This is a genomic window from Bacteroides sp. MSK.20.12, from assembly GCF_019052435.1.
GTDB classification, from domain to species: domain Bacteria; phylum Bacteroidota; class Bacteroidia; order Bacteroidales; family Bacteroidaceae; genus Bacteroides; species Bacteroides xylanisolvens.
In genome coordinates this window covers 42,627-54,007 of sequence record NZ_JAHQVH010000014.1, presented here as the reverse complement: position 1 = coordinate 54,007, position 11,381 = coordinate 42,627, and the positions used below count along the sequence as shown (strand labels likewise).

General features: G+C 44.2%; 12 protein-coding genes and 1 pseudogene. 10 read left to right on the top strand and 3 right to left on the bottom strand.

Translation table 11 applies throughout. The features are described 5' to 3' along the window. Positions 1-158 precede the first annotated feature (158 nt). Positions 159-383 (top strand): carboxypeptidase-like regulatory domain-containing protein, encoded by a 225-nt coding sequence (locus KTR06_RS09580; protein ID WP_004314034.1) that lies wholly within the window; start codon positions 159-161, stop codon positions 381-383. 42 nt (positions 384-425) lie between these two features. Here the strand turns inward: KTR06_RS09580 and KTR06_RS09575 are convergent, their stop codons facing one another. Then, positions 426-893, bottom strand: a complete 468-nt coding sequence (locus KTR06_RS09575) for a hypothetical protein (RefSeq protein ID WP_008770760.1) — start codon at positions 891-893, stop codon at positions 426-428. Between the two features lie 296 nt (positions 894-1,189). Here KTR06_RS09575 and KTR06_RS09570 point away from each other — a divergent pair, with 296 nt between their 5' ends. From KTR06_RS09570 to KTR06_RS09530, 9 genes and pseudogenes are all read left to right on the top strand, one after another. Continuing rightward, on the top strand, positions 1,190-1,534 hold the full coding sequence (locus KTR06_RS09570) for an SH3 beta-barrel fold-containing protein (protein ID WP_008770759.1): 345 nt from the start codon (positions 1,190-1,192) through the stop codon (positions 1,532-1,534). Beyond that, positions 1,531-1,755, top strand: a complete 225-nt coding sequence (locus KTR06_RS09565) for a hypothetical protein (protein ID WP_009038700.1) — start codon at positions 1,531-1,533, stop codon at positions 1,753-1,755. Before KTR06_RS09570 ends, KTR06_RS09565 begins: the two co-directional genes overlap by 4 nt. A gap of 108 nt (positions 1,756-1,863) precedes the next feature. Further along, positions 1,864-2,619 carry an HNH endonuclease gene (locus KTR06_RS09560; RefSeq protein WP_217290285.1) on the top strand — a complete coding sequence of 252 codons (756 nt, stop codon included), beginning with the start codon at positions 1,864-1,866 and terminating at the stop codon, positions 2,617-2,619. Then, positions 2,616-3,059, top strand: a complete 444-nt coding sequence (locus tag KTR06_RS09555; RefSeq protein ID WP_009038703.1) for an N-acetylmuramoyl-L-alanine amidase — start codon at positions 2,616-2,618, stop codon at positions 3,057-3,059. The genes KTR06_RS09560 and KTR06_RS09555 overlap by 4 nt, the downstream gene beginning before the upstream one ends. Before the next feature lie 47 nt (positions 3,060-3,106). After that, positions 3,107-4,144 (top strand): DUF4373 domain-containing protein, encoded by a 1,038-nt coding sequence (locus tag KTR06_RS09550; RefSeq protein ID WP_217290284.1) that lies wholly within the window; start codon positions 3,107-3,109, stop codon positions 4,142-4,144. A 317-nt stretch (positions 4,145-4,461) separates the two neighbouring features. Next, on the top strand, positions 4,462-5,085 hold the full coding sequence (locus KTR06_RS09545) for an NYN domain-containing protein (RefSeq protein ID WP_015531486.1): 624 nt from the start codon (positions 4,462-4,464) through the stop codon (positions 5,083-5,085). A gap of 19 nt (positions 5,086-5,104) precedes the next feature. After that, positions 5,105-5,380, top strand: a pseudogene (locus KTR06_RS09540) (hypothetical protein); the annotation flags it as partial. A gap of 148 nt (positions 5,381-5,528) precedes the next feature. Further along, on the top strand, positions 5,529-5,723 hold the full coding sequence (locus KTR06_RS09535; protein ID WP_117684039.1) for a hypothetical protein: 195 nt from the start codon (positions 5,529-5,531) through the stop codon (positions 5,721-5,723). Between the two features lie 26 nt (positions 5,724-5,749). Next, entirely contained in the window at positions 5,750-6,289 is a 540-nt protein-coding gene (locus KTR06_RS09530) for a hypothetical protein (RefSeq protein WP_249225896.1), read from the top strand. 126 nt (positions 6,290-6,415) lie between these two features. Here KTR06_RS09530 and KTR06_RS09525 read toward each other — a convergent pair whose 3' ends face one another. Both KTR06_RS09525 and KTR06_RS09520 read right to left on the bottom strand, forming a co-directional pair. Beyond that, positions 6,416-7,780 carry a TolC family protein gene (locus tag KTR06_RS09525; RefSeq protein WP_217290282.1) on the bottom strand — a complete coding sequence of 455 codons (1,365 nt, stop codon included), beginning with the start codon at positions 7,778-7,780 and terminating at the stop codon, positions 6,416-6,418. Positions 7,781-8,166: 386 nt separating this feature from the next. After that, positions 8,167-11,364: an efflux RND transporter permease subunit gene (locus KTR06_RS09520; protein ID WP_217290281.1), complete on the bottom strand. Its 3,198-nt coding sequence runs from the start codon at positions 11,362-11,364 to the stop codon at positions 8,167-8,169. Positions 11,365-11,381: the final 17 nt, after the last annotated feature.

The following is an 11,381-nucleotide window of genomic DNA, read 5'->3' as shown; positions in this document are numbered from 1 at the left end:
CACTCGTTTCATCTGCATTTCTTTTTCATCAATAGTATTTTGTCTATACAGTTCAATTTCGCATTTTTTTTCATATTTTTCTTTGTTTTTCTAAAAATGTGCTTACTTTTGCAAATAATTAAATAACAAAACAGACTATTCTACTATATAAAAACTATATGAAAAGAAAACTAACGCTGTTATTAACTTGCTTATTAGCAAGCATTAGCCTGACAATTGCCCAAACCTCTAAAAAGGTAACAGGCGTTGTCTTCTCCGAGGAAGACAATCAACCTGTCATAGGGGCATCTGTTGTAATTAAAGGTACATCTATCGGAACTACCACTGACCTTGATGGAAAGTTCGTGATTAGTAATGTACCAAGTTCATCAAGAACTTGGTAATCATTAGTCCATTCCTTCTATTTTCGTCTTTAATTCTACTTTTTATTGTTCCTCTTTCTCCCTATCTCCTTCCTTTTCCATAGGATCCTTAACCAGTTTTTTGGAGGTATGAAATCGAATTTCAATGTCTATATGGCAGTCATTATCCACCGTGCAGTCTATATCTGCCGAATCGTCAACAATTAGATTTAAAACATGACACAACACTTCGGGAAATCCGGGAATAAATTCAGACTTTCCAATGATACAAGCAGAATAATTATGAATAGTTGTCCAATCGGGGATAGGACTCTGACCGTCAAATTTACATTTACACATACGTCCTATTGAAGAGCGCGAACAATTCGAATGGTTCGCCACATATCTTTCCGGAATATTATTCAACTGTTCTATCTTAAAAATACGATCCACCACCGCTTTCTTCACATCGTCGTCACTATGACGGACACCGGTTGTTTTACTCTGTTTATCTCTACTTTTTACTTTAAATTTCTTGCTTTCCTTTTTCATAATTTATTTTTATATTATTCCACAAAAGTCCGATATTTCTTTTAACATTTGTGTTCAAGCATGACACATTCGTTCTTATTCCATGAATAAATTTAAATATGGATAGATTTGGAGGTACCCATTTTCTACCCAACTGCCATAATCAAAAAAAAAAGGTCGAATCTTTTAATGCATCGACTCATTCAAGCATGACACATTCGTATCCATTCTTTTTTTATGCGTCAAGCTTGGACAACCTTTACGCAACTCATCTTCTACCTTTGCCACCGTAATCAAAAATAAACCGAATAAAAAAAATGACTGAAATCAAAAAGAATCATTCACTTCAACGGATACGGCTTATGAAGCAGGCCGCTGTCATCCGGCAAAGTAATGGCATGAGCCGACACGATGCACTCGTCACGGCTCACCGGATAGGAAAGCTTATCCGACAAATGCATCACGGAAACGTCTGTTTCCGATATACCAAGCAGGATGGAACCATCCGTCGTGCCACCGGCACACTCATCGGCTACGAACATAGTTTCCGCCGCCCGTACACACCGAAACCGGAGAACACATTTGTCGTCTATTACGACATCGATGCCAAAGGCTGGCGCACCTTTCATGCTGAAAATTTTCTGGATATCGAAGTGGAATGAACCTACAAGAAAAAGGAATGAATCAGCAAGAACGAAAAGAGTGGGAAGCTCTTTGCAGACAGTATAATGTAGACTCCCTGCAAGAAGCGATTCAAGGCTGCCGGGAAGAATTAGAATTTCTCATTCACTGTGCCGAACGGCTCGAACCTCCTACAGAGCAAGATGAAGACAGCAAGAAACGCCGTTTAACACATACAAGAAACGCCGCTTTTCCACACTAGGAAGCGCCGTTTAACAGATGCAGGAAACGCCGTTTCTCCTTGCTAAATTCAGAGAAGCGACTATTTTTTAACAGAGTATAATTTTATTAACATTTATCAGTATCAAGTATGGAAAATTGGAGATTTATTGAAGAAAACCCCGACTATATGATTTCAGATCATGGGCGGGTATTGAGTTTCAAGGGCAAATCGAAGTTAATTCTTTGCACTAAAATCATCGGAACCGGTTATGAAACGGTATCACTCCTGAATAAAGGAATTTGTACCGATTACAACGTCCACCGCTTAATTGCCAAAGCATTTATTCCGAACCCGAAACATCTGCCGCAAATAAACCACCTTGACGGAAACACAATGAACAACCACGTGTCAAACCTTGAATGGTGCGATGCATACACCAACACGATGCACGCCATCCGCACAGGATTACGCCCCACCGGAACAGGTTCCCGCAAAACTCCCTGCGCCGTAACGGATGCGAAAGGAATCATTTTACGTGCCTATCCGTCTATGAAAGAAATGGGCAGAGAGGAACGCCTGAAACCGTCACACCAACACTGGCTCATCCTGCAACTGAAACATCCGGATCGTGTATGGCTACATAACCTACGTGCAAGGCAACATCGGGGAAACGATTTCATGAAGGTTCCCTTTGCCAATTCATCGGCTTTATCCAAACTGCCTGTCTTTTTAAACTCATTGGCAATAACGGATACGGCTGTACCACCGATTCACGCTCCCTTCACTCCGGTGCACCACTCGGTGACAAAGCAATATTACCGTCAACTGTCTGCAGAGGAGGCTGCCGCCTTCGGATTCACCTCCCCTACTATACGCAAACAAGAAAGGAGGATTTCACAATGAGAGACACCATCATCATCCATTGTTCCGCCACTCGTGCGGGACAGGATTTTACCGCTGCCGACATCGACCGCTGGCATCGTCAACGCGGCTTCCGTTCTATCGGTTATCACTTCGTCGTCCGTCTCGACGGCACGGTTGAACCGGGAAGGGATGTTGCCCTCGACGGAGCACATTGCACGGGATGGAATCATCGGTCTATCGGTATCTGCTACATTGGCGGACTGGACAGGAACGGTCGGCCTGCCGACACACGAACGGAAGCGCAGCGTGAAGCACTTGTCCGGCTGGTAGAAGATTTGCGCCTTGTCTTCCCTTCTCTGCAACAGGTGATAGGACATCGGGACACCAGTCCCGACCTTAATGGAGACGGTATTATCTCACCGAACGAGTATATAAAATCCTGCCCCTGCTTCGATGTAAAAGCGGAGTTTATTCAATAATTATCAGTTATTTATTATCAATTATTTACAATCAGTAATTTATCATCATGGCCCGCATTTCCAAACCCGGATTAGATTATTTTCCCCTCGATGTCAATTTTCTGCAAGACAGAAAAGTACGCCGCATCTCCTGTCGCCACCATGCGGCAGGGATTGCTGCGCTCACTTCACTGCTTTGCCTCATTTATAAAGAGAAAGGTTATTATATTTCGTGGAACAAAGACACGCTCTTCGACATCGCCCAGGAAGCGTGTTGCGAGGAGGAGGAAATGCAGGCCATTATTGATGATTGCCTGGCGGTGGGGCTGTTCGACGATCTTATATATAAGGAGTACGGTGTATTGACTTCACAGGCCATTCAGGAACAATATCATAAAATCATCACCGACAGCCGGAGAAAATACAAATTACCTCTGGAACATTTCTGGCTTATCAAGGAAGATTTTAAAGATGTAACAGAATCCCATGATTTTGCTACAACAATGCCACAAACAAAAGAGGAAACGGATACAGATATCAAAGGTAAACAGGAAATGGATATGGAAAATGAGATCAAATCTGAAATCAAAAAAGACAAAGAGACAGAGAGACAAGGAAAATGCGAAAAAAAGAATGAGAGGATAATGCCGCCCGTTCCGTCAAACAGCGTTTTTCAGGCTTCGCCTGTCGTTGTAGAGGGTTTGTCTTTGGATAAATCGATTGGAAGAGAAAAAACGGAATCTATTGCGGAGACGGTTTCTGAAACAATTTCTGAAACAGCTCCGGGAACAGTCTTAGAAACAGCTCCGAAAACGATTTCGGAAGGGATGCAAACGGGAGGGGGATCGGAAGCTATACTTCTACTAAATATGCAAACAATCGGTATCCGGAACGAACAGACAGTGAAAGCGATTGCCGCCCTTGCCCGACGTAAAGAACTGGGAGGTCCCGGCGGGATTTTATGGAAAATCCTTAGTTCCCAATACCGCCCTACCCTACTCAAAAAGAACGAACCGGGTGATTACATTCTTTGGGCGCTCAATCATCCGACGGAATTTGAAAACACATACAACGGGACACTGAAAAAGCTAATCAGGGGAAGATAAACCGGGAAAAAGTCTGAATATAAAAACGAAACATGCCATCATCATTCGTTTATATCATAAATTCAGGCAAAGAAAGATAGAAAACCAAGAACTATCGCTTCTTATCATACAAGGAAAAGGCCTCGACTTGTAGAGCCAGTATTTGTAACTCGAGAAACCAAAGAATAAAGTAAATCATAAAAAAGGAAGAAAAAGAACCTATCAATTTGTTATTCTAAAAAAGATTTGTACCTTTGTGGTACAAATTACCCCCCTTAGTTGAGAAATACTAAGGCTGACCCATCAATTAAAGATGGGTTTTTTTTATATATAACGCTATGGAAGACAAAAAGAAAGTAATAGTCTATGTAGACGGTTTTAATTTCTATTACGGGCTGAAGTCTAAAAAATGGAAAATGTGTTATTGGCTGGATTTAGTCAGCTTCTTTAATAGTTTTCTAAAGTCCTATCAAGAATTGGTAGAAGTCAATTATTTTTCAGCTCGTCCAACAGATGCAGGCAAACACGATAGGCAAGATAAACTATTTCAAGCAAACAAATGTAACCCTAAATTTAACTTGATATTGGGTAAATACCTCAAAAAAGAGATTAAATGCCGTTATTGTGGTGGTATCATTCATTCTTTTGAAGAAAAAGAGACAGATGTACGAATAGCTACAAAGATTCTGTCGGACGCCTATAAAAAGCGCTGTGACATTGCTATCATTGTATCAGCAGACAGCGATTTAATACCACCTGTAGAGCTGATAAGAGAATTTAACCCGTTACAAAAGGTCTATGTATATTTTCCTCCTAACAGATATTCATCTAATTTATCGAACCTAAGTGATGGCACACGTAAACTTGATGGCGCTTTTAATATATTCAAGAAACATATATTGCCCCAAAAAGTGCAGCTACCAAACGGATATGTAATAGAACGCCCGGATGAGTGGAAATAAGATTTTAGATCGACCTATCTTGCCGTTGAAGGCACGAAAAGCTGTCTTCGAGAAATTGGAAGATATCGCCGATGTGGCTTCCATGTCTCCGGAAGACAGGGAGCGATACGACAATAGCGTCAAGGTGTACCGCGATTATTTGGTGACAATGGATGCAGCTGAACAAAAAGGGATGAAAGAAGGCGCCCAAAAAGCCCAACTACAAATAGCCCGGAACATGAAAGCCAAAGGGATAGACAACCAATCTATTGCCGAATGTACTGATTTACCTTTAAGCATGATCGAAGAGTTATAGAGTAATTAGACAAAAGAAGTTAAAAGCACTCATCAATCCACAATCAGCCACCCTCTCTTGCAAATATATTTGTTATTTTTGCGGAGTAATAACATTATTACGTTCCAAAACAGATATTTGGGGCATAGCTCTAAAGGAGACATTAATTATGGGAAACAGTTTAAAAAAACAGAAAGAAGCTTCATTGGCTGCTAACAACACCAAAAAGAGCAAAGGTGAGAGACTTGGATGGAAATCAATAAGCGAATATAAAACTGTGTCTCTCAAAGAAATTGTCGGAAACGGGAATCGTGTAAACGAAACAAATATTCCTGTAAATACAAGTATAAGACTTGTACCGTAATGCTGGATAATATAAGGCCTTATAAGATGATATTTATTCAAAAAGCGTCACCAAATGTTGGTGACGCTTTTGATTTTGCATATATTTATAAATTCTACTCAAACAGAAAAGATATCTGTCAAAGACTAAAATACATTGTCAGGGTTGAAGTTACCAATGATATTTTTGCCATCAAGTTTTATGCTGCCAGAGACAAAAAGCTCGATAATAAATATAACCGAATTCTCAAAATGCACAACTATACAGAAACTCTACGTATATTTATGACTTGTGCCAGCATTGTCCCTCTCATTTTACAAAAATTCCCACTAGCTTCATTTGTGATAAATGGTGCTCAAAGTTTAGATTTAGAATCTAACAAAATAGAAGGAAGAGCCAACAATCAAAGGTTCAGATTATACAAAAACATGGCTACCCAATTATTTGGTAAAGAACGTTTTGAACATTACGAATTTATAGAAATCAGTTCTTACCTGATGGTAAACAAAAAAGAGTGTTCTGATATAGAGAGAAAAAAAGACAGAATTAAAGAAACCCTTCTTAACCTATATGACATAGACAGCTAAAACAAAAGAGGTGAGTTCCCCTTCACAGGGTAGCCCACCTCTTTCTCTTCATACACAAACATTCAAATGATCAGGTACCAGATGTTAGTCAATGTAACGGATGCCATCCATTTTAAACATACCTCCCTACATACGGCCACCACCCAAAGCCTGATACAACGTAATCACACCCTGAATTTCGGTAAAGCGGTTCGCCACTTGTGACAGTTGCGCGTTGAGCAACGTCTGTTGTGCCGTCAGCACTTCCAGATAAGTGGTGTTGCCATGCTTCATCAACAGGCTTGTGCTCTTGGCGGCTGTTTGCAAAGAGGCTACCTGCTTGTCATAGTAGTCGGCTTTCTCGCGGGCAGTCTGATACTGTACCAGTGCCTCGTTCACTTCCACACCTGCATTCAGCAAGGTTTGCTCAAAGCTAAGGCGGGCTTCCTCCTGTTGGGCTTTCGCTATTTTCAGTTGGGCGATGTTGGCGCCTTTATTAAATAGAGGCTGCGTCAGAGAAGCTACGGCGGAAGCCAGAAACTTACCCGGATTGACAATCATGCTACCCGCACTGTTGGTCCAGCCTGCGCTGCCACTCAACGTGATGGAAGGATAGAAAGCGGCACGGGTGGCATTTGTGGTGTAGAAAGCCTGCGCCAACGAGAATTCTGCGCTACGCACATCGGGACGGTTGGAAAGCATCTGCAAGGGAACACCTACGGAGAAGTTTTCCGGCAACTGCTGGTTTCCCAGTTTGCCACGCTGTATCTCATGGGGAGTTTCAGCCAGCAACAACGCCAGTGAATTCTCCGTCTGGTTGATTTGCTCTTTCAGGTCGAGCACGGTGGTACATATATTATAATAAGTGGCCTCCGTCTGCGCCAGTCCCGCCTCGTTCACCATACCGGCTTTTTTCATGGCACGGGTGGCGTTCACGCTTTCCTTCCACGCAGCTTCGGTGGCAACAGCTATCTCATATTGCGAATCGAGCATCAACAAAGTGTAATAGGTGTTGGCAACGGATGCCACCAATTGTGTCTTTACGGCTTGTTCATATTCCTTGCTCTGCTCGTAAGCGGCTTTCGCACGACGTTTTGCGGTGGTCACTTTTCCGAAAATATCCAGTTCCCACGAAGCGGTCACGGGCAGAGAGTAAGTCTGCGTCGCCTTTCCACGGTCGAAGCTGCTGGCAGCTCCTTCCGGCGCAAGGAATAAAGAAGGCAGATAAGACAGTTTGGACGTCAACAAGGTAGCTTCCGCTTCTTTCACACGCAAGTGGGCAGTCTGCATATCGGTGTTGCGCACGAGTGCCGAATCAATCAGGTTTTGCAAAGACGGATCGGTAAAGACCTCCCGCCACGAGAGGTTGCCGAAGTTTGCCGTATCGGCGGCGGCAACTGATTCGCTACCGTAAAGTCCTTCGGGGACTTCCGATACCGGTTTGTATTTATTATAGATACCGCAACTGCTCAAAACGAGTGTTGCTGCGGACAGAATTATTATTTTTCTCATTCAACTATAAATTTATGATATAAACTAATGAGGAGGACAGATTCACTGTATCCTAATTAAATGCTTATTTTATCTTTCAGACAGAAGAACAAAAGAACAAATATTGAAGTCATTGTCAACGTTCTATTACAATGATTGTATTCATTATATCAACTAAGTATTCTTGCATACTCATCTTATATTATCAGGCACGGATTACGCGGATTACATGGTTCCTCGAATGATGGCTGTTATTAAGCAACTGTCTAATCTGTACCTGAATTTATGATATAAACTAATGATGGTGATATACTTACATTAATTACATCGATTATATGATTACATTAATTATATGACTACACCGACTTTATCTTTTGTACTTATGTTCTTCTGTCTAAAAATCAGAATTACTCTTTTCCAGCCCTGGACTTTTCTTCCTCGCTCACTTTGATTTCCTCTTCAATCTGCCAATCATGCGTAGGGGCACTCTGTACGGGACGGAGACGTTCCTGCAACCATTGAAAAGCAATGAACAAAGTCGGCACGATAAAGAGCAGTGCCAGCGTACCGATAGTCATACCGCCAACTACTCCCGTGCCCAATGAGCGGTTACCGTTAGCTCCTACTCCACTGGACATCATCAGTGGGAACAGACCGAAAATCATCGTCAAAGCCGTCATCAGAATCGGGCGCAAACGGGCTTTGGCCGCACTGACAGCAGAAGCAATCAGTCCCATACCGGCCTTACGGCGTTCGGCAGCATATTCCGTCAGCAAGATAGCCGTTTTTGCCAGCAGACCGATCAACATAATCAGCCCCGTTTGCAGGTAAATATTATTCTCCAGTCCGAACATCCGGGCGAAAAGGAAGCTACCCATCAATCCGCAAGGCACACTCAAAAGAACGGCGAACGGAATAATGAAGCTTTCGTAGAGCGCACTTAGAATGAGGTAAATCATCAGGAAGCAAATACCGAAAATAATCATCGTCGTGCCGCTTTGCTGGTTTTCCTCACGGGTGATACCTCCGTAGTCATAGCCGTAACCTTTCGGAAGAGACTGTTCCGCCGTTTCCTGCACAGCTTTGATCGCGTCTCCCGTACTGTATCCATCGGCCGGCATCGCGTTCACCGCAATGGAGTTATACATATTGAAACGGCTCAACGACTCCGCACCATAGCTGCGGGTCAGCGTAACGAACTGGCTTAACGGAGCCATCTCACCATTGGACATACGCACAAAAGCGTTGTCGAGCGAAGTCTCGTCCAGACGGAACATCGGATCGGCCTGAATCATAACGCGGTACACTTTAGAGAAACGGTTGAAGTTGGACACATACTGACCACCGTAGTAGCCGGACAGCGTACTCAACACAGCGTCGGGCGTGATACCTGCACGCTTGCATTTAGCCGCATCCACCTCTACCGTCCATTGCGGATAGCGCACGTCGAACGTCGAATAAGCCATTGCTATTTCAGGCCGTTGGTTCAACGCTCCCAAATATTGCTGGGTAGTGGTGAAGAACTCATTGATATCACCGCCCATCTTGTCCTGCATGTGAAGCTCAAGCGCATTACCCATACCGTAGCCCGGAATCATACCCGGTGAGATGGCGAACACACTGGCATCTTTAATATCGGCCGTAAGGGCATACACCTGTCCGATCACCGACTGCACATTATCCGCGTCATCCGGTCGTTCGTCCCACGGCTTCAACTTGAGAATCAACATACCGAACGAACTTCCCTGTCCGGCCAGCAAACTGTAACCGGCCACTTTCTGCACGTGCTTCAGTTGGGGGATTTCCATCAGGCGTTTTTCGATACGTTCCATCACCTCATCCGTCGTAGTGAGCGAACTGCCTGCCGCCGTACTTACATTGACGAAAATCACCCCCTGATCCTCATCGGGCACCAGACTGGTCTTTGTCGTATTCATCAGGAACACAAGCAACACTACGGAACAAGCCAGCAACGACCATGTGAGCCATCTGCGCTTGATAAAGAGCAATACAATCGTCTTATATTTATCCACCATCACATCGAAAGCCGAATTGAAAGACTTACGGAAACGTGCTGCAAAGTTGTTTTTCTGCGTTCCGTCTTCATTGATGTAAGGCTTGAGCAGCAATGCGCACAAAGCCGGACTCAAGGTCAACGCATTGATGGCCGAGATACCTACTGCCACCGCCATCGTCAACCCGAACTGTGTATAAAACGTACCGGAAGTGCCGCCCATAAAGGACACCGGAATAAATACCGCCATAAACACCAGTGAAGAAGTGATAACGGCATTACTGATACCTTTCATCGCGTCGATACTTGCCATATAGGACGACCTGTACCCCACATCGAACCGCGCCTGCACCGCCTCGACGACAATAATGGCATCATCCACCACCGTACCGATCACCAGCACGAGCGCAAACAGTGTCAACAGATTGATACTGAATCCCGCTATCGCCATAAAAGCGAACGTACCTACCAGAGACACAACGATTCCGACCAAAGGAATCAATGTGGAACGGAAGTCCTGCAAGAAAACGTACACCACAAGGATCACGAGGATAATTGCCTCGATCAACGTCTTCACCACCTCATGAATGGAAGCAAACAGGAAGTCGTTAGAGCTCATCATCTGTGTCAGCTCCACTCCTTTCGGAAGATCCTTGCGTGCCTCATCGAGAAATTTGTCGATGTTCTGGTTTACTTCCGTCGCATTGGAACCTGCCGTCTGAAACACCATACAAGACACACCCGGATGGCCGTCCATACCACCGTGGTAAGCGTAGCTGTCCTGTCCCAGTTGTATGTCGGCAATATCTTTCAGTTTCAACACCTCGCCAGTATCGCTAGAACGGATGACGATGTCGCCAAATTCTTCGGGAGTAATCAGACGTCCCTTATACTTCATCGTATATTGGTACGTTTCATTCGAGTTCTCGCCAAACGAACCGGTTGCCGATTCGATATTCTGCTCGGCAAGCACGCCGGTGATGTCGGACGGAATCAGTTTGTACTGTGCCATCACATCCGGCTTCATCCATACACGCATACTATATTCACCACCCATAATCATCATATCGCCCACACCGGAGATGCGGAGAATCTGTGGTTTCAGGTTGATACTGATATAGTTGGACAGGAAGTTCTCGTCATAACTCTCGTCCGGACTGGACAAGGAGAACATCTGCAAGATACTCGTCTGCCGCTTGGAAGTGGTCACACCGACTTGGGTTACTTCCGCCGGAAGCTGTCCCGTAGCACGCGACACACGGTTTTGCACGTTGACAGCCGCCATATCAGGATCAGTGCCCTGCTTAAAATAGACGGTGATGCTCACCGAACCGGCATTGGTGGCGGAAGATGTCATGTAGGTCATGTCCTCCACCCCATTGATCGCCTCTTCCAAAGGCGCGATTACACTCTTCTGCAACGTTTCCGCACTGGCGCCATAATAGGTAGTACTCACCATAATGGTAGGCGGAGCAATATCGGGGTACTGCTCAACAGGCAGACTGAACAGCCCGATGATACCCACTACAACAATCGTAATAGAAATGACTGCCGATAATACGGGGCGTTCTATAAAGGTTCTTAAATTCATGAATGATTCCTCCTTGG

Excerpts from the sequence above, each read along its gene's own strand:
- KTR06_RS09580 (WP_004314034.1), top strand. The coding sequence starts at position 159 with ATGAAAAGAAAACTAACGCTGTTATTAACTTGCTTATTAGCAAGCATT.
- KTR06_RS09575 (WP_008770760.1), bottom strand. The coding sequence starts at position 893 with ATGAAAAAGGAAAGCAAGAAATTTAAAGTAAAAAGTAGAGATAAACAG.
- KTR06_RS09570 (WP_008770759.1), top strand. The coding sequence starts at position 1,190 with ATGACTGAAATCAAAAAGAATCATTCACTTCAACGGATACGGCTTATG.
- KTR06_RS09565 (WP_009038700.1), top strand. The coding sequence starts at position 1,531 with ATGAACCTACAAGAAAAAGGAATGAATCAGCAAGAACGAAAAGAGTGG.
- KTR06_RS09560 (WP_217290285.1), top strand. The coding sequence starts at position 1,864 with ATGGAAAATTGGAGATTTATTGAAGAAAACCCCGACTATATGATTTCA.
- KTR06_RS09555 (WP_009038703.1), top strand. The coding sequence starts at position 2,616 with ATGAGAGACACCATCATCATCCATTGTTCCGCCACTCGTGCGGGACAG.
- KTR06_RS09550 (WP_217290284.1), top strand. The coding sequence starts at position 3,107 with ATGGCCCGCATTTCCAAACCCGGATTAGATTATTTTCCCCTCGATGTC.
- KTR06_RS09545 (WP_015531486.1), top strand. The coding sequence starts at position 4,462 with ATGGAAGACAAAAAGAAAGTAATAGTCTATGTAGACGGTTTTAATTTC.
- KTR06_RS09535 (WP_117684039.1), top strand. The coding sequence starts at position 5,529 with ATGGGAAACAGTTTAAAAAAACAGAAAGAAGCTTCATTGGCTGCTAAC.
- KTR06_RS09530 (WP_249225896.1), top strand. The coding sequence starts at position 5,750 with ATGATATTTATTCAAAAAGCGTCACCAAATGTTGGTGACGCTTTTGAT.
- KTR06_RS09525 (WP_217290282.1), bottom strand. The coding sequence starts at position 7,780 with ATGAGAAAAATAATAATTCTGTCCGCAGCAACACTCGTTTTGAGCAGT.
- KTR06_RS09520 (WP_217290281.1), bottom strand. The coding sequence starts at position 11,364 with ATGAATTTAAGAACCTTTATAGAACGCCCCGTATTATCGGCAGTCATT.